The organism is Novosphingobium sp. JCM 18896, assembly GCF_025938095.1.
Lineage (GTDB): Bacteria > Pseudomonadota > Alphaproteobacteria > Sphingomonadales > Sphingomonadaceae > Novosphingobium.
Genome location: NZ_JAPCZF010000001.1, coordinates 379,523 through 395,928 on the forward strand (window position 1 = coordinate 379,523; position 16,406 = coordinate 395,928).

The 16,406-nt window shown below is 67.0% G+C and carries 16 protein-coding genes; 10 read left to right on the forward strand and 6 right to left on the reverse strand.

Annotated features, from left to right (window positions below; genetic code table 11):
* Positions 1 to 2,151 (reverse strand): TonB-dependent siderophore receptor, encoded by a 2,151-nt coding sequence (locus OLX23_RS01750; protein ID WP_264442539.1) that lies wholly within the window; start codon positions 2,149 to 2,151, stop codon positions 1 to 3.
* Positions 2,152 to 2,347: 196 nt separating this feature from the next.
* Here OLX23_RS01750 and OLX23_RS01755 point away from each other — a divergent pair, with 196 nt between their 5' ends.
* The 5 genes from OLX23_RS01755 to OLX23_RS01775 all read left to right on the forward strand — a co-directional run bounded on the left by OLX23_RS01755 (position 2,348) and on the right by OLX23_RS01775 (position 5,614).
* A complete protein-coding gene (locus tag OLX23_RS01755; RefSeq protein WP_264442540.1) occupies positions 2,348 to 2,959 on the forward strand; it encodes a sigma-70 family RNA polymerase sigma factor in 612 nt (203 codons plus the stop codon).
* Positions 2,956 to 3,474 carry a cupin domain-containing protein gene (locus OLX23_RS01760; RefSeq protein ID WP_264442541.1) on the forward strand — a complete coding sequence of 173 codons (519 nt, stop codon included), beginning with the start codon at positions 2,956 to 2,958 and terminating at the stop codon, positions 3,472 to 3,474. The genes OLX23_RS01755 and OLX23_RS01760 overlap by 4 nt, the downstream gene beginning before the upstream one ends.
* 145 nt (positions 3,475 to 3,619) lie before the next feature.
* Entirely contained in the window at positions 3,620 to 4,201 is a 582-nt protein-coding gene (locus OLX23_RS01765; protein ID WP_413629770.1) for a fasciclin domain-containing protein, read from the forward strand.
* A 64-nt stretch (positions 4,202 to 4,265) separates the two neighbouring features.
* On the forward strand, positions 4,266 to 4,847 hold the full coding sequence (locus OLX23_RS01770) for a cytochrome b/b6 domain-containing protein (protein ID WP_264442542.1): 582 nt from the start codon (positions 4,266 to 4,268) through the stop codon (positions 4,845 to 4,847).
* A 2-nt stretch (positions 4,848 to 4,849) separates the two neighbouring features.
* Positions 4,850 to 5,614, forward strand: coding sequence for a molybdopterin-dependent oxidoreductase (locus OLX23_RS01775; RefSeq protein WP_264442543.1), 765 nt, complete (start codon positions 4,850 to 4,852; stop codon positions 5,612 to 5,614).
* Positions 5,615 to 5,637: 23 nt separating this feature from the next.
* Here OLX23_RS01775 and OLX23_RS01780 read toward each other — a convergent pair whose 3' ends face one another.
* Both OLX23_RS01780 and OLX23_RS01785 read right to left on the reverse strand, forming a co-directional pair.
* Positions 5,638 to 6,186 (reverse strand): cupin domain-containing protein, encoded by a 549-nt coding sequence (locus tag OLX23_RS01780; protein ID WP_264442545.1) that lies wholly within the window; start codon positions 6,184 to 6,186, stop codon positions 5,638 to 5,640.
* 70 nt (positions 6,187 to 6,256) lie between these two features.
* Positions 6,257 to 6,784, reverse strand: a complete 528-nt coding sequence (locus tag OLX23_RS01785; protein WP_264442547.1) for an RNA polymerase sigma factor — start codon at positions 6,782 to 6,784, stop codon at positions 6,257 to 6,259.
* Between the two features lie 209 nt (positions 6,785 to 6,993).
* On the opposite strand from OLX23_RS01785, the gene OLX23_RS01790 reads away from it, so the two are divergent.
* The 5 genes from OLX23_RS01790 to OLX23_RS01810 all read left to right on the forward strand — a co-directional run bounded on the left by OLX23_RS01790 (position 6,994) and on the right by OLX23_RS01810 (position 11,483).
* Positions 6,994 to 8,001, forward strand: a complete 1,008-nt coding sequence (locus OLX23_RS01790) for a DUF3034 family protein (RefSeq protein WP_264442548.1) — start codon at positions 6,994 to 6,996, stop codon at positions 7,999 to 8,001.
* Between the two features lie 30 nt (positions 8,002 to 8,031).
* Complete coding sequence (locus OLX23_RS01795; RefSeq protein WP_264442550.1) at positions 8,032 to 8,517, forward strand: group I truncated hemoglobin; 486 nt, start codon at positions 8,032 to 8,034, stop codon at positions 8,515 to 8,517.
* A gap of 83 nt (positions 8,518 to 8,600) precedes the next feature.
* On the forward strand, positions 8,601 to 8,921 hold the full coding sequence (locus OLX23_RS01800) for a c-type cytochrome (RefSeq protein ID WP_264442552.1): 321 nt from the start codon (positions 8,601 to 8,603) through the stop codon (positions 8,919 to 8,921).
* Positions 8,921 to 10,141 (forward strand): 5-aminolevulinate synthase, encoded by a 1,221-nt coding sequence (gene hemA, locus OLX23_RS01805; protein ID WP_264443705.1) that lies wholly within the window; start codon positions 8,921 to 8,923, stop codon positions 10,139 to 10,141. The genes OLX23_RS01800 and hemA overlap by 1 nt, the downstream gene beginning before the upstream one ends.
* Positions 10,142 to 10,175: 34 nt before the next feature.
* On the forward strand, positions 10,176 to 11,483 hold the full coding sequence (locus OLX23_RS01810) for a dicarboxylate/amino acid:cation symporter (protein WP_264442554.1): 1,308 nt from the start codon (positions 10,176 to 10,178) through the stop codon (positions 11,481 to 11,483).
* On the opposite strand, the gene OLX23_RS01815 is transcribed toward OLX23_RS01810, so the two are convergent.
* From OLX23_RS01815 to OLX23_RS01825, 3 genes are read right to left on the reverse strand one after another with little or no spacing between them, the layout of a single operon-like run.
* Complete coding sequence (locus OLX23_RS01815) at positions 11,480 to 12,844, reverse strand: HD-GYP domain-containing protein (protein ID WP_264442555.1); 1,365 nt, start codon at positions 12,842 to 12,844, stop codon at positions 11,480 to 11,482. The two genes, OLX23_RS01810 and OLX23_RS01815, sit on opposite strands and share 4 nt — an antisense overlap.
* Before the next feature lie 51 nt (positions 12,845 to 12,895).
* A complete protein-coding gene (locus OLX23_RS01820) occupies positions 12,896 to 13,570 on the reverse strand; it encodes a glutathione S-transferase family protein (protein WP_264442556.1) in 675 nt (224 codons plus the stop codon).
* Positions 13,571 to 13,595: 25 nt separating this feature from the next.
* A complete protein-coding gene (locus OLX23_RS01825) occupies positions 13,596 to 16,373 on the reverse strand; it encodes a TonB-dependent receptor plug domain-containing protein (protein ID WP_264442559.1) in 2,778 nt (925 codons plus the stop codon).
* Positions 16,374 to 16,406: the final 33 nt, after the last annotated feature.

Sequence of the window (16,406 nt, forward strand, 5' to 3'; positions counted from 1 at the left end):
TCAGAACCGGTAGGCGGCTTCGACGAAGGCCGAGCGCGGCTCGCCGGGGAAGTGCCCGCCGCGGTCGTTGAAACCCGAGGCAGCGTAGGTCTTGTCGAAGATGTTGTCGACGCGGGCACGGATTTCCCACGGGCCGCGGTTCCAGCTGACCGACCCGTCGAACACGAAGTAGGGATTGACCGGCTGGTTCGACAGCGAGATCCGCTTCGAGACGTAGTCCCCGCCGAAAGCGAAGGCGAGACCTGGCTTGGGGAACTGATAGCGCGTCCAGAAGCCGAGCTTGTGCTGCGGCGCATTGGCGAAGCGACCGCCCGCGACCGCATTGGTGATCGCGGTCCGCCCGTTGGTCTTGGTGATCTTGGTGTCGTTGTAGGCATAGGCGACCGTCAGCACCCAGTCGTCGGTAAGGTCGGCGGCGATGTCGATGTCGACGCCCTTCGAGGTGACTTCGCCGAAGGCGATGCTGTTGTTGACCCCGTCGCCCTCGGGATCGCCACGCGGATCGGACTGGAGCAGGTTCTCGCGTCGGATGCGGTAGACCGCGATGCTCGACTGGATGCGCCCGTCCATCAGCGCCGTCTTGACGCCGCCTTCGATGGAATCGCCCGTGGTCGGATCGAAGGGGCCGCCGGCACGCGGGTTCTGCGCCGCGGCCGACTGTGGCTCGAAGCTCGTCGAATATTGCGCGAACAGCGAGACGTCGTCGCGCACCCGCCAGGTGGCGCCCAGGCGATAGCTTTCGTCGTTGCCCTTGAAAGAGGCGGTAGCGCCGCCCGCTGGCGCGGCGAAATCGTCGAACTGGTCGGTACGGATACCGGCGATCAGGATCAATCGGCCGATCGTCAGTTCGTCGAGCAGGTAGAAGCCCGTGCGCTTGGTGACGTTGAGGTCGCGAAGGTAGGGCCCGAGCGCATAGTTCGCCGGATCGCAGGCGCGGTAGACCGGATTGATCAGCGTCAGCGGGCAGGGGCGCCGGGCGGCGTTGGAGAGCGCCGTCGTGGTCAACCCATCGAGCGACCGCCCGTCGAACACGGCGTCGGTCTTGCTGTAGTCGAAGCCGGCAAGCACGCGGTTGGAGATCGTCTCGCTGAACGTTGCCGACCACACGGCATTGGCGCCCACCGACCACACGTCGTTCACGCGGATCTGATCGCGGTATTGCCGTCCGACCGTCTCGATGCGGCCGTCGCGGTCGAGGTCGAGCAGCGCGCCGGGCTCGTGGTATTTCTGCGTCTCGGTCGCGTCGATGCGGCGCACGGAGGCGTCGATCGCGAGATTGTCGGTCGGCTGGAGATCGAGCCGCGCCTGGAACGTGGTCGAGCGCAGGTTAAGGAAGTCGCTCGGCTCGTTGTGATTCCAGCGGCGATCGGCGAGGAAGTTGCCCTGATTGTCCACGGGCACGCCGCGCAGGCGGTTGGCGTCGAGATCCTGCTCGATCCGCAAGACCTGCCCGGTCAGCTTGGCCAGGCCGAGGTCGAGCGTGACGCCGGCGTCGAGCATCAGCGACTTGTTGCCTGCGAAAGTGCGCTGGAGATCGCGATCTTCGAAGAAGGCGCCCGCGCGCACCGACAGCACGTCGTTGACCGGGCCGGTCACTTCGGCCTGGGCGCCGTAGCGGTTCTGCGTGCCGCCGACGAGGCCGACCGAACCGGCGAAGGTCTGCGACGGCTTCTTGGTCACGTAGTTGAACAGGCCGCCGGGCGCGGTCTGGCCGTAGAGCATGCCTGCGGGACCCTTGAGGAACTCGACGCGCTCGATGTTGAACAGCTGCGGCACGGCGAAGCCGATATAGGGATCGCCGCGCAGGCCGTCGTAGAAGTTCTCCTGCTGGCGGAACCCGCGCGCGGTGACACCGGCGTAGGAGAATAGGCTGACCCCCGAGATGTTGCGATAGAGGTCCTGCGCGTCGCGCGCGCCCTGGTCCTTGATCAGATCCGCGGTGATCACCGTGATGCTCTGCGACGATGCCAGCGGCTCGGTCGGCAGCTTGCCGCTCGACGTTTCCTCGGCGCGATAGAGCTTCGCGGCGCGGGCAGAGACGACGATCTCGTCGGGCCCGGCCTCGGCGCCGGAATCGTCTCGTCCCTCCTCGGCGAGCGCAGGCGTGAGCGAGGCCGACCAGCAAAGGGTCGCCATCAGATAGGTCCGCATCGATATTCCCCTGTCGTAAAGATGATAATGCTAATGCGTTTTATTTGCATAAACATGCAAGAGCAGGCCTTCGATTTTTCGAATACGCGGCGGTCGAGCGGTTCGGATGCGCGCCGGGGGGATTTTTTCGCTGCGCGACCGGATGCGCCGCGTCTTTTTTGCGTTTCGCTGCATCCAAATGGGATAGGCTCAACGTATGGCGATTGGGGTCATGCCGGATATGCGGCGGACAAGGCCTGGCCGGCTGTGGGATGCCGGTTCGGCGATGTGCGGATCTTGTATCGTGGTGTCAGGGATATCCGAGCTGGAACACTTGCTGCGTCACGTCGCTGCCGGCGACATGGCGGCTTTCCGCGCGGTGTACGATCATGCCGCCGGCCGTCTCCTGGCGATCACCATGGCCATTCTGCGCGATCGGGCGGGCGCCGAGGATGCCGTGCAGGAAGCCTTCCTGCGGATCTGGCGCAAGGCTGGCACCTATCAGGCGTCGCGCGGTGCGCCGCTCGCCTGGATGAGCGTGATCGCGCGCAACGCCGCGCTCGACCAGGCGCGAAGCCGGCGTGGGACGGAAGAGATCGAGGTTGCCGACGTGCCCGATCTGGCGGTGGCGCCGGTCGAGCCGCCCGATGCCCGGCTGGGGCAATGTCTGGGGCGCCTGCCGGCGGATCAGGCGCGCTCGATCGTCGCGATGTACACGTACGGTCTCAGCCATGCGGAACTGGCCGAGCTTCTCGCCGTTCCTTTGGGCACGGCCAAGAGCTGGGTCCGACGCGGAACGCAAAGTCTGAAGGAATGCATGGAATCATGAGTCGCGACGAGCTGGCACTGGATTTCGTGATGGGCGCCCTGTCTCCGCTCGAGCGCGAGACGGTCGCGCGCGATCGTCTGTCCGACGCGGCGCTCGACCAGGCGATCCGCGAACTCGAGGCCGATCTAGCGCCGATGACCGGCCTTGCCGGAACCCTGGCGCCGCCCGACAGTCTGTTCGACCGGATCGGCCGCGCGATCGAGCGCGAGCGCGGGGCGGCGACCGACAAGATCTCGATGGCTTTCGAAGAGGGCGAATGGCGCACCGTCGCCCCGGGCATCGCCACGCGCGAGTTGTGGACATCCCGAACCTACCTGCTGCGTTGCGCGCCGGGCGCGGTGATCCGCGCGCATTTCCATACCGAGACCGAGAACCTCGTCGTCGTCTCGGGCGATCTGGTCATCGGCGAGCGCGTGTTCCGCACCGGTGACTGGCACAGCGCGCCGCCCGGGACCGATCACGAAGACATCCACACGGTCGACGGCTGTGTCCTGCTGATCCAGCACGTTGCCTGAATTCCGGGCGTCGGCCGGAAAATATCCGATGCGTCTGCATCCGCGCGCGAACGCGGCCTCGTAATACAGTCATCGAACAGATTGCCGCTGGGATCGAGGATCCACGCAGCGGAGCCGGTTCGAACTGGTATTCGAGGAGATTCCGATGAGAAAGATCAATCCCGTCGTCAGCGCGGCGGCGCTGGCCTTCGTGGCCATGACTGCGACGGCGGCTTTCGTTCCGGCCTCGGCCGCGGGCATGATGTCCGGTAATCCCATGGTGGGCGGCGCGCCGATGTTCGCCTCCAAGAACATCATCGAGAACGCGGTCAATTCGAAGGATCACACCACGCTGGTGGCTGCGGTCAAGGCCGCGGGCCTGGTCGGTACGCTGTCGGGCACGGGACCGTTCACCGTATTCGCGCCGGTCAACGCCGCCTTCGCCAAGCTGCCCGCGGGTGCCGTCGCCAATCTGCTCAAGCCCGAGAACAAGGCGCAACTGACCGGCGTGCTCACCTATCACGTCGTGCCGGGCAAGCTGTCCGCGGCGGATCTGCGCCAGCGGGTGATAGCCGGTCGCGGCCGGGCCATGCTGCGCACCGCGCAGGGTGAGAACCTGACCGTGACCCAGGCCGGCCGCCGCCTGGTGATCACCGATGTCCGGGGCGGGCGGGCGATGATCTCCATCGCCGACGTCAACCAGAGCAACGGCGTGATCCACGTCGTCGACAGCGTCCTGATGCCCTGACCCCCGGGACGGCGGAGCACCTCCTGAGCCCCCGCAGCGCAGGTGCTCCGCCAAACCGATCGTCATGACCATTCATCCCGGGCTCGTGCGACTGACGCATTGGATCAACGCCGCCGCCATGACCGTGATGGTCATGAGCGGCTGGGCGATTCACAATGCCGCGCCGATCGCGCCTTTCGCCTTTCCCGCCGCGATCACGCTCGGTGGCGGCCTGATCGGTGCGCTGCAATGGCACTTCGCGGCGATGTGGGTGCTGGTCGCGAATGGTGGGCTCTACCTGGTTCACGGCATGGTGACCGGGCGCCTGCGTTGCAGGCTGTTTCCAGTCTCGTTGCAGGCGGTATTCGCCGATGGGCTGGCCGCCTTGCGCGGGCGTCTGCGCCACGACGATCTGGCTGCGTACAACGGCGTGCAGCGGCTGCTCTATGCCGGCGTCATCCTGCTCGGCCTGGCGGCCGTGGTCAGTGGGCTGGCGATCTGGAAGCCGGTCCAGTTCGGTTGGCTGACCGCGCTGCTGGGCGATTTCGACAATGCCCGCATCGTCCATTTCATCGCCATGGCCGGCATCGTCGCCTTCGCCGCGATCCACGTGCCGATGGCCTTGCTGTTTCCGCGCAGCCTGCGCGCGATGATCTTCGGAAGATAGCCATGGCCGATCCCGACAGCGCCTATATCCTGGCCGCAGTGGCGCGGCGCCTCGACCTTTCGACGCGCCGCCTGTTCCTCCGCCAGGCGCTGGGGCTCGGCACCCTGGGGCTGCTCAGCGGTTGCAAGGTGGTCGACGGGCTGGGCGCCGAGCAGGCGCTTTCGGGCATGAACGACTTCAACGATCGGGTACAGGCTTGGCTGTTCGATCCCATGCGGCGCGCGCGCGAATATCCCGAGAGCGCGATCACCCGGCCGTTTCCGTTCAACAGCTTCTATTCGCCGAACACGCCCGATCTCGCGCCCGAAATTGACCTGGCGGGCTGGGTGCTCAACGTCACGGGGCGGGTCGAGCGCAAGGCCGACTGGACCCTGCCGCGGCTCTACGACCTGCCGCGGTTCACCCAGATCACCCGGCATATCTGTATCGAGGGGTGGAGCGCGATCGGCAAGTGGACGGGCGTTCGCCTCTCGTATTTCCTGCAGCGGGTGGGGGCCGACATGCGCGCCCGCTATGTCACCTTCCGCTGCGACGACGAATATGTGACCTCGATCGACATGGCCACGGCGCTGCATCCGCAGACGCAGCTATGTCTCTGGATGGACGACCAAATCCTGTCACGACGGCACGGCTTTCCGGTGAAATTGCGCGTGCCGACCAAGCTCGGCTTCAAGAACGCCAAGCATGTCGGGGAGATCGAGGTCGGCAACGACTATACCGGCGGATACTGGGAAACCTACGGCTACAACTGGCACAGCGGGCTCTGACCTGACAGCTGGTAATGATGCCGCTATCGCGCCGCGTTCCGCGCGCCCGGCGCAAGGTACTCGGTGAACAGCAGGCAACCGCCGTGCGTCTCCATCCGCTGGTGCAGGCTGCCGGCCGGCACGCAGATGTAGTCGCCCGTCGCGAAGCTGCGTCCGCCGATGTCGAGATCACCGGCGACGACCAGGATGTGCTCGTCGCGATCGTCGGGCTGATCGTGGGCATCCTCGACCGCGCCGGGATTGCAACGGATCAGCACCGCCTCGTCCGACCACAATGGCTTGACCTCGATCAGCCGGGCGTGGGTCTGCCATGCGCCGTCGCCGCATTCCTGCACGTGCTTGCCCTCCAGCGCCGTCCTTTCGCGGCGCATGGCGTGTTCGACCCGCGACCAGTCGCGCGCTGGATGCCGCGCGATCGCCTCGTCGGGCTGGAGCCCGGCGAAAAGCTGCTCGGCGAAGTGGATGTGCTCGTCGAGCTCGCGGTTGTAGAGGCGTTCGCGCGATACTTCGTCGCGCTCCCCGGGGGACAGCGCCCCCAGGACGTAGGCGGTGGCCCGATCTTCGATCGACATGTCCAGAACTCGCGTTTTCATACAAGGGTATACGGATGTGCTGCGCCGATCGGACGCATCGCGCCCACGATCAGCCTTCCATGCACAGCTTGAGCGACTGGGTGCCGCGGCGGATCCAGCTCTTCACCGTGCCGAGTGGCAGCGCCAAGGTCTCGGAAAGCTCCGAATGGCTCAGGCCGTAGCTGTACATCGTGACGATCGCGCGCGCCTGATCGCGCGGCAGCTCGTCGAGGCACTTGCCGAGCTTGGGATCGGGCGGTTCGACCGCCTCGGTCGCCAAGGTGGCGAGATGGCCTTCGTCGAGCTCCTCGACCGGCTGGCGGCGGCGGCCGAGATCGAGCGCGGCGTTGCGGGCGATGATGCCGATCCAGGTCTTGGCCGAGCCGAGCGCCGGATCGAACCGGGACGCCGTCCGCCACAGCTTGATGAAGGCCTCCTGCACCGCGTCCTCGGCTGCCTGGCTATCGCGCAGGATGCGCAGCGCGATCGCATAGACCCAATCGGCCTCGGCTTCGTAGAGCCGGCGGAACGCCGCCTCTTCGCCGGAGGCCATCCCGATCAGGAGGGCCTCGGAGTTGCGTGTCTTCGTGAGTGTCATGATCCCCGCTACGCATGAGAGCGCGCCTGGGCGCTCCCTCGCGATACGGTCCGCGCGGGGCCATCGGATGCAGTCTCTGCGGCGAGCCGAGTGAAATAAAGTTCGGGTCCAAGCTGCATCTGCCGCGCGCCCGGTGCCGGTAATTGCCCCTCGAAGGCCGCCGTGATCGTCACGACGGCCCCAGCCACGCCAGAGGGGTGAACGATCCGATGCACTATCGAGCAAAGTTGAAATGGGGTGCCGGCCTGGCCACTGCCGTGGTCCTGGGCGCTACGCCGCTGTCCGCCGCCTGGGCGGCCGAAGCCGAAGACGTGGCCGCCGACGGCATGGCCGCCGAAGCGCCGGCCGAGACCGCGAGGCCGATGGAGCAGCCGCGGCGCGAACGCGGCCTGCTCTCGGGTGGTGGGCGCCTGCTGCTGACCGGCGGCGTCTCGACGATCGAGGGCGCGGGTGGCGGTGGCCTCACGCCCTGGGCGCTGATCGGCTCCTACGGCACGCGCAACGAACTGGGCGTCACCGCCTTCGCCACCGGGGTCGACACGCAGGACTTCACCCTGGCCTCCTACGGCGGCGGCATCAGCATCAACAACCGCGTCGAGCTGACGATCGCGCGCCAGAACTTCAACTTGCGCGAAGTCGGCAATGCGCTGGCGCTGGGCAACCGCTTTACCATCAGCCAGACGATCCTCGGCGCCAAGGTGCGACTGTTCGGCGATGCCGTGCTCGAACAGGACAGCCTGCTGCCGCAGGTCTCGGCCGGCGTGCAGTACAAGATCAACGACGACAAGACCGTCGTCGGCGGTGCCCTCGGGCTCGATAGCAAGGGCGTCGACTTCTACCTCGCCGCGACCAAGATCATCCTGTCGAAGAGCCTGCTGCTCAACGCCACGGTGCGGATGACCAAGGCAAACCAGTACGGCATCCTCGGCTTCGGCGGGCTCGGCGGCAAGGACCAGGCCTACAAGCCGCAGTTCGAAGGCGCCTTCGGCTTCGTCGCGACGCGCAAGATTCTGATCGGCGGCGAGTTCCGCACCAAGTCCAACCGGCTCGAGGGCGCGCTCGGCGGCACCTCGTTCCGCGAGGAGAGCGCCTGGGACGCCTATGTCGCCTTTGCCGCCACGCGCAACGTCTCGCTGACCCTGGCCTATGCCCGGCTCGGCCAGATCGCGCTGCGCCGCCAGAACGGCGCCTATGCCTCGCTCCAGATCGGCTTCTGACGCCCGCAATTCCCACCGAAAGGAACAATCATGCTCAAACGTGCCCTTCCGCTCGCGCTGCTTTGCGCGATCGCGCCCCAGATCGCTGCCGCCCAGGAGCCGGCGATCTCGGATCCCTCGATCAAGCCGCGCGCGCCGACCTTGCCTGTCATCACCGACGACACCAACCTGTTCGAGACCTTCGGCGGCCGCGAGGGCCTGGTCGCGATCATGGATGACGTGATGCCGCGCTGGGTCGCCAACCCGCGCACCCGTCCGTTCTTCGAGAATGCCGATCAGACGCGGATCAAGGCGCTGCTGGTCGAACAGTTCTGCGTCGTGATGAAAGGGCCCTGCACCTATTCGGGGCGCAGCATGGCCGAGGCGCACAAGGGCATGAACGTAAACGAAGGGGCCTTCTTCGCGCTCGTCGAAGAGCTGCAGCGCACGCTCAGTGCGAAGAAGGTGCCCTTTATCGCGCAGAACCGGCTGATCGCGGCGCTCGCGCCGATGCATCGCGACATCATCGATCGGTAAGCGCCATGAAGAGGTCCTCCGTCTCGGCCGCCTTGGCCGCCGCGCTCGTTGTCGTAACTGTTGCCCCGTTGGCGGGCGCCGGCGTGCAAGCACAAACCCCACCGGCCGGGGCGGAGGGCGCCAGGCTCTATCAGGCGCGATGTGGCGGCTGCCACTCGATCGCCGCCAACAAGGTAGGCCCGGCGCACAAGGGGGTCTTCGGCCGCAAGGCCGGGGCCGCCCCCGGATACAATTACTCGCCGGCGCTCAAGGGGGCCAACGTCACCTGGGACGCCGCCTCGCTCGACCGCTGGCTCCAGGGCCCGCAGCGGATGGTGTCGGGCACGCGCATGTTCCTGTCGGTCGCCAATCCGGCCGAACGCGCGGCGATCATCGCCTATCTGAAGGCGGAATCGGGCAAGTGATCTCCTATAGCCGCCTGTTCGATCAGGCGATCGAGCGCCTGCACGCCGAAGGCCGCTATCGGGTCTTCATCGACATCCTCCGCAACAAGGGCGCGTTCCCCAACGCGCGGTGCTTTGCCGGGCACAACGGGCCCAAGCCGATCACGGTCTGGTGCTCGAACGACTACCTCGCGATGGGCCAGCACCCCAAGGTCATCGCCGCGATGGAAGAGGCGCTGCACAACGTCGGCGCGGGCTCGGGCGGTACGCGCAACATCGGCGGCAACACGCATTACCACATCGAGCTCGAGCACGAGCTGGCCGACCTTCACGGCAAGGACGGCGCGCTGCTGTTCACCTCGGGCTACGTCTCGAACGACGCGACGCTCTCGACGCTGGCCAAAATCCTGCCGGGCTGCGTGATCTTCTCGGACGAGCTCAACCACGCCTCGATGATCGCGGGCATCCGCAATTCGGGCTGCGACAAGCAGGTCTGGCGGCACAACGACGTCGAGCACCTCGAGGAACTGCTCGCCGCGGCCGATCCCTCGGTGCCCAAGCTGATCGCCTTCGAGAGCGTCTATTCGATGGACGGCGACGTCGCCCCGATCCACGCGATCTGCGACCTGGCCGACAAGTACAACGCGCTGACCTACATCGACGAGGTCCATGCCGTGGGCATGTACGGGCCCCGCGGCGGCGGCATCACCGACCGCGACGAGGCCGCGCACCGCATCACCATCATCGAGGGTACGCTCGGCAAGGCTTTCGGCGTGATGGGCGGCTATATCGCCGCCGACAGCAAGATCATCGACGTGATCCGCTCCTATGCGCCGGGCTTCATCTTCACGACCTCGCTGTCGCCGGTGCTGGTCGCGGGCGTGCTCGCCTCGGTCAAGCACCTCAAGGCCTCGTCGGTCGAGCGCGACGGCCAGCAGGCCGCTGCCGCCAGCCTCAAGACGATGTTCGCCGAGGCGGGCCTGCCGGTCATGCCCTCGACCACGCACATCGTGCCCTTGATGGTCGGCGATCCGGTCAAGGCCAAGAAGATCAGCGACATCCTGCTCGCCGAATACGGCGTCTACGTCCAGCCGATCAACTTCCCGACCGTGCCGCGCGGCACCGAGCGGCTGCGCTTCACCCCCGGCCCCAGCCACTCCGAAGAGATGATGCGCGAGCTCACCGCCGCCCTCGTCGAGATATGGGAACGCCTCGACATGGAATTGCTCGAAGCCGCCTGAACGGCCGGCCTCGACCACCCGAAGGATGAAAGACATGGACGCCTCCGCGCGCGGATTTTCGTTGCAGGCCAAGACCCTGGCGGGCTTCGCCATCGGTCTCGCGGCCGGGCTGGCGGTACACCTGCTGGCGCCCGGCGCGGCCTGGGTCACGACCCTGACCAGCCAGGTGACGCAGCCGATCGGCCAGCTGTTCCTGCGCCTGCTGTTCATGCTCGTCCTGCCGCTGCTGTTCTCGGCGCTGGTCGTGGGTGTCGCCGAGCTGGCCGACATCCGCGCGCTCAAGCGCGTCGGGCTCAAGACCCTGGTGCTGACGACCGTGCTGTCGTCGGTGGCGGCGCTGCTCGCACTGGGGCTGGTCAACCTGCTCCAGCCCGGCGTCGGCGTCGACCCCGCGCTGGCCGATACCTTGCTCGCCAATGCCCGCGACGGCGCCAGCGCGATCGTGTCCGACACCAAGGACAAGCCTTCGGGCATTGCCGCGATGCTCGCGATCGTCCCGACCAACGTCTTCGCCGCCGCTTCGGCCAACGACGTGCTCGCGGTGATGGTCTTCGCGCTGTTCGTCGGCATCGGCCTGGTGCTCGTTCGCACGCCGCAGACCGCGCAGTTCAAGGGCGCGGTCGAGGGGCTGCTCGAGATCAGCATGAAGCTGATCGGCCTGTTCATCCGGCTGGCGCCGCTGGCGGTCGCCTGCTTCATGTTCAACCTGGCCGCGCTGTTCGGCTGGGACCTGCTGGCGCGGCTGAGCGCCTATGTCGCGGTGGTGCTGCTCGCGCTCGGCGTACAGATGGTGGTGGTCTATTCGCTGGCAGTGAAGTTCGGCGGCGGCATGTCGCCGCTGCACTTCTTCCGCCAGAGTCAGGAGGCCATGGTCATGGCCTTCTCGACCGCATCGTCGAACGCGACCCTGCCGACCTCGCTGCGCGTTGCCGAGCGCAACCTCGGCCTGCCGCCGCAGGTCGCGCGCTTCGTGCTGACGATCGGCGCGACGGCCAACCAGAACGGCACGGCGATCTTCGAAGGCGTGACCGTGCTGTTCCTCGCACAGTTCTTCGGCGTCGACCTGTCGCTTGCGCAGCAGGCCATGGTGCTGGTGATCTGCGTGCTCGGTGGCATCGGCACGGCGGGCGTGCCGGCGGGTTCGCTGCCGGTGATCGCGATCGTGCTCGGCAGCGTCGGCGTGCCGCCCGAGGGGATCGGCCTGGTGCTCGGCGTCGATCGCTTCCTCGACATGTGCCGGACCGTGCTCAACGTCGCCGGCGATCTCGCCGCCGCCGTGGTCGTGTCGCATGGAGAGGACGACGTGGCGGAAGACGCCGAGGGAGTCGCCGTCGCGGCTTAGGTCTGGCGGGCGACGATTGCCTGCAGCGCGGCGAAGCAGGTCGCGTCGATCGCCTTGCCGACCTCTGCCGCCATCACCGCCAGAGCCTTGTCCACGGTCATCGCAGGGCGATAGGGCCGGTCGGCGGTCAGCGCGTCGAAGAAATCGGCGACTGAGATGATCCGCGTGTCGATGGCGATCTCGGCCGCGGCGAGCCGCTGCGGATAGCCCTTGCCGTCGAGCCTTTCGTGATGCGCGCCGGCGATCGCAGCCATGCCACGCATCGTCGCGACCCGGCCGAGGATATCGGCGGTCAGCGCCGCGTGGCTCTGCATCGTACGCCACTCGTCGTCGTCGAGCGCGCCGGGCTTTTCGAGGATTCGGCTGCTGATCCCGAGCTTGCCGACGTCGTGCAGCATCGCAGCGCGGTGGAGCCGCCGGCAATGCGCGGCGTCGAGGCCGAGCTCGCGCGCGATCTCGATCGCATAGACGCCGACACGCTCGCTGTGACCGCCGGTATAGGGGCTCTTGGCGTCGATGACCTGGCCGAAGGCCATGGCGATGTCGTCGAGGTAGTCCTCGTCGAGTTCGACGCGATGCTGCGCGGGTTCGAGCGCGAACAGCCGGCTCTCGATGTCGGGCGCGGCGAGCGCGTCCCAGAACGCGGTCGATGCGGACAGGTCGATGAACAGATCCGCCAGCGCCGGATCGATCCACGAACCGCGGCGCGAAAGCACTTCGGCGCGCGCCGCCTCGGCGCCGTGAGCCACGAAGAACACGTCGACGAGCTGCGCCAGCAGCGCAATCCGTCCGCCAAGCGGGATCGCCTCGCCGGCCACCTGATAGGGCAGGCCCGAGCCGTCCCAGTGCTCGTCGAGATGCGCGATCGCCTCGGCGACCGCCTCGGAAAAGCGCAAGCGCCGGGCGATGTCGGCGCCGCGCGTGCAGCGGGTCTCGATCAGGCCGGTGAGGATCGAGCCGGCGTTCTCGAGCACGTTGCCGATCGCGCGCTCGCGCTCTTCGGTAGAGGCGCCGATGCCGATCCCGCCCAGGGCGAAGGCGCCGAAATCCTCGGGCCGGGTGCCGATCAGCTTGAAGTCGTGCTTGAGCCGCCGGTCGTCGCCGACGAAGATCGCACAGACCGCGGCGGCATTGCTGCTGCAGCCCAGATCCTTGAGCAGCACCGCATAGAACAGATCGCGCAGCGCAGCCGTGTCGAGGTGGAGGGCCTGGCCGATCTGCATGCCGATCCAGCACGATCGCAGGCTGTGCCCGGGCGACTGCCCTTCGGTGAGGTCGAGCGCATAGGAAAAGCTGCCGAGGATCTCGGCGAGCGAGGTTCCCTCGGCGGCGGGCTCAAGTGGCGGGATCGAGGATCGCATGCACGGCATACGCCTGAAATGACGGGTTTGGATGCAGTGTCGCGATGGCGGCTAGCCGGAAGTCAGGAATTCGCGGTCGAGCATCATTTCGCGCGCGTACTTCGCTTCTTGAGCGAGCGCTTCGGCGAAAGGCGGCCAGCCGATCATGCTGTCGAGGAAAGCCGCCAGCGCCGGGTAGGTCGAGCGATCGAGACGGTATCCTAGGTAGCAATAGTTGACCAGGTTGGACGCCACCGCGATGTCGCCGATCGTATGGCTGTTTCCGGCGAAATGGCTTCCGTCGACTGCACTGTCGAGAAAGGTCAGGAACTCGGGCAGCGGGCCAGCGAGGATCGCGTCGACCACGGCCTGATCGGTGGGCTTGCCGAACAGCATCGGCGACAGCTTGTGCTGAAAGAACAGGCCTTGGATGGCGTTGCGGAACAAGGTCTGCCCGGCATAGGCATCGATGAACATTGCGCGCGCCATGGTCCGCGGCTCTTCGGGCACGATGCGCGGGCCTGGGCGACTGACGTCGAGATAGTGCGCGATCGCGGTCGAATCGGCGAGCGTGAAGTCGCCCTCGCGCATCGCCGGGATAAGCCCGGTGGGGCTCAATTCGCGCCACCCGGGCGGCGGATCGAACGGAAAGACGGGAACGTTTTCGAAGGCGATGTCCTTGTAGAGCGCGACGACGATCGCCTTGCGGACGTGGACGGCGATCGGCAGGCCGAAGATCTCGATCATGGGCTGGTTTCCTGTGCGATGACGATCAGAAGCCCGCCGACACGCGGGCGTAGAGGAAGCGGCCGTTGAAGCCGAACGGCGAGAAGTTCGAATAGGGCAGGTATTGCTGGTTGACCGGATAGAAGCCGCCGTCGGGCCGCCGGCCCGTGGGCAGGCGATCGGGATAGACGTCGAACAGGTTGTTCGCGCCCACCGCCAGCTCGAAGCGCTCCATGAAGGTGTAGCGGGCTTCGAGATCGGTGATCCACTTCGGCCGCAGGCGCGCGTCGTCGGGACCCAGGGCGGTCAGGCTGTTGGCATCGGTCAGCGGCGCGGTGGCCCCCGGCGCGATCACCCGGCCATAGCGGGTGCTGCGCGCGGTCAGGCCGAACGGCCCCTTCCTGCCTTCGGCGCTGAGCACCAGCTTCTCGTTCGGCTGGCCATCGGTGAAGCGGATGCCTTCGACGCGGCCGAACAGGACGATGCCGGGGATCTGCGCGAGCGGGCCCAGCGTGTTGATCCGCCGGTCGATCGCGCTGTCGTTGTGGTTGTAGGCCGCGGTAAGCGTCCAGTCGCCCAGCGCCGAGCTCGGAGCGCGCCAGCTGGCGATCACGTCGACGCCTTCGGTCGTGGTGTCGAGCCCGTTTATGAAGAAGCGCGCGGCGCCGACGCTCTGGAAGCCGTTGGCGTCGAGCACGGCCTTCACCGCATCGCGCACCGCCTGCGAACCCGTGCCGGCGGCGCCCAGGTTCTCGGTCAGCACGATCCGGTCGCGGATCTTGATGTGATAGTAGTCGACCGAGAGGTTGAACCGCGAGGTCGGCGCCAGTGTCGCGCCGAGGCTCAGGTTGGTCGACTTCTCCGCCTTGAGATCACGCGCGCCGAGTGCACGAGCGACGGGGCTCGAGACCGAGACCGTGCTGATGTCCACCGGCAGGCCGTTGATGAAGTTGGTCGAGGTCGTGGTGAAGAACTGCTGCTGCAGCGAAGGCGCGCGGAAGCCGTTCGAGAACGAACCGCGCAAGGCCAGTCCGCGGATCGGTTCGTAGCGCGCGGCCAGCTTGCCGCTGACCGTGGAACCGAAGTCCGAATAGTGCTCGAACCGGCCGGCGGCGGTCAGGGTGAAGCCCGGCAGCACCTCGGCGTCGAGTTCGGCATAGACCGAGACGTTGTGGCGGCTGACGTCGGTCGCGGCGCTCGTCGGGAATCCGGGGAAGCCCTGCGCGCCGACGGGCGCCTGGCGGCCGGGGAAGCTGCAAATGCCGGTGGCGGCGGCGAACACGCCGCGCAGCGTCGCGCAGTTGGCTGCAGTGGTCTGCTGCGAGGCCATGAAGAACGGCCCGGCGGCGAAGGACTGCATGTCGCCGGGGCGGATCTTGAAGTCCTCGTTGCGATATTCGGCGCCGAAGGCGACCGACAGCGGACTGGCCAGCCCCAATTCGAACGAGCGCTCGACGTCGAGATTGACGAGCTGCTGGCCGAACCGCAGACCGCCCGCGTCGAAGTCGGTCTGGCTCTGCGGGCCGAAGGACGCGTTGAGGCTATTGAGCGTGCGATAGTCGAGCCTGTTGTGGCCGAAGCCGGCGGACAGGTCGACGTTCCAGCCCGCCAGCTTGCCCTTGATGCCCAAGGTCCCCGAGGCGTCCTTCAGCTGCGAGCCGATGAAGGGCAGAAAGCCGTCGGGACGCAGCGCGACGAAATTGCCGGCGTTCGGTGTCGTGCCCGGTACCAGCACCGAGAAGTCGCGGTTGTTGACGACATTGGCCTGGCGATAGTTCGCCGCGCTCAGGCCGTCGCGCTCGCCATAGGAGCCGAAGGCATAGACGTCGAACGCGCCCAGCGGCACGCCGGCATTGACGAAGACGTTCCAGTCCTCGGTCTTGGCGTCGCCCAGGATGAAGCTGCGGCGGTTGAAGGTCAGCTCGCGCGGGTCGAAGGCGGCGGTGGGCTGGTTGTAGTTCGGCCGCGTATCGAAGCCCGAGCGATTGGTCGCGTCGCGATCGCGGTATTCGGCGGTGACGTTGACGAAGCCCTCGCCGACCGTGAGGCCGATATTGCCGGCGAGCGTATAATACTGACCGTCGCGCACCTTGAGGTCGGCGCCGGTGGTGGCGGCGAGATAGCGCGGATCGGCGGGGTCGAGGAAAGGCTGGCCGGCGGCATTGGTCTGCAGGCCGGTGACGCTGGCGACGTCGTTCAGGGTGGTCACGTATTTGCCGAAGCTGGCGACGAAGCGCGCACCCTGGCTGGCCTGCTTGAGGCGGATGTTGATCACGCCGGCGATCGCATCGGAACCGTATTGCGACGATGCGCCGTCGCGCAGCACCTCGATGCGTTCGATCGCCAGGGTCGGGATCGTGTTGAGGTCGACCGCCGCGCTACCGCGGCCGACGGTGCCGTTGACGTTGATCAGTGCCGAGACGTGGCGCCGCTTGCCGTTGATGATCACCAAGGTCTGGTCGGGTCCCAGGCCGCGCAGCGAGGCGGGGCGGATCACGTCGCTGCCGTCGGCGATCGAGGGTTGGGGGAAGTTGAAGCTGGGGACCAGCTGGTTGAGGATCTTGTTGGTTTCCGAAAGGCCCGTGCGCGACAGGCTTTCGCCGCTGATCACGTCGACGGGCACGGGACTGTCGGCCAGTATGCGATCGGTGCGCCGCGTGCCGGTCACGACGATCGCGTCCATTCCGGTCGCGACAGGTTCGCCCGGCGGCAGTTCCTCGGCATGAGCGGTCTGCGCGGCGCAGAGCGCCAGCCAGGGCAGCGTCGCGGCCAGGACGAGGGCGCGCGAAGACAGGCCCGAAAGGCCGGAGAAGATAGCTGGCATGTTTTTGGGTTTTCCCTGCTGGTAGGTATTTGC

What these genes read in the sequence shown, in the direction of transcription:
- OLX23_RS01765 (WP_413629770.1), top strand. Translation starts at nt 3,620, where the DNA reads ATGAGAAAGATCAATCCCGTCGTCAGCGCGGCGGCGCTGGCCTTCGTG.
- OLX23_RS01770 (WP_264442542.1), top strand. Translation starts at nt 4,266, where the DNA reads ATGACCATTCATCCCGGGCTCGTGCGACTGACGCATTGGATCAACGCC.
- OLX23_RS01775 (WP_264442543.1), top strand. Translation starts at nt 4,850, where the DNA reads ATGGCCGATCCCGACAGCGCCTATATCCTGGCCGCAGTGGCGCGGCGC.
- OLX23_RS01795 (WP_264442550.1), top strand. Translation starts at nt 8,032, where the DNA reads ATGCTCAAACGTGCCCTTCCGCTCGCGCTGCTTTGCGCGATCGCGCCC.
- OLX23_RS01815 (WP_264442555.1), bottom strand. Translation starts at nt 12,844, where the DNA reads ATGCGATCCTCGATCCCGCCACTTGAGCCCGCCGCCGAGGGAACCTCG.
- OLX23_RS01825 (WP_264442559.1), bottom strand. Translation starts at nt 16,373, where the DNA reads ATGCCAGCTATCTTCTCCGGCCTTTCGGGCCTGTCTTCGCGCGCCCTC.
- OLX23_RS01820 (WP_264442556.1), bottom strand. Translation starts at nt 13,570, where the DNA reads ATGATCGAGATCTTCGGCCTGCCGATCGCCGTCCACGTCCGCAAGGCG.
- OLX23_RS01760 (WP_264442541.1), top strand. Translation starts at nt 2,956, where the DNA reads ATGAGTCGCGACGAGCTGGCACTGGATTTCGTGATGGGCGCCCTGTCT.
- OLX23_RS01790 (WP_264442548.1), top strand. Translation starts at nt 6,994, where the DNA reads ATGCACTATCGAGCAAAGTTGAAATGGGGTGCCGGCCTGGCCACTGCC.
- OLX23_RS01750 (WP_264442539.1), bottom strand. Translation starts at nt 2,151, where the DNA reads ATGCGGACCTATCTGATGGCGACCCTTTGCTGGTCGGCCTCGCTCACG.
- OLX23_RS01780 (WP_264442545.1), bottom strand. Translation starts at nt 6,186, where the DNA reads ATGTCGATCGAAGATCGGGCCACCGCCTACGTCCTGGGGGCGCTGTCC.
- OLX23_RS01785 (WP_264442547.1), bottom strand. Translation starts at nt 6,784, where the DNA reads ATGACACTCACGAAGACACGCAACTCCGAGGCCCTCCTGATCGGGATG.
- OLX23_RS01810 (WP_264442554.1), top strand. Translation starts at nt 10,176, where the DNA reads ATGGACGCCTCCGCGCGCGGATTTTCGTTGCAGGCCAAGACCCTGGCG.
- OLX23_RS01755 (WP_264442540.1), top strand. Translation starts at nt 2,348, where the DNA reads ATGGCGATTGGGGTCATGCCGGATATGCGGCGGACAAGGCCTGGCCGG.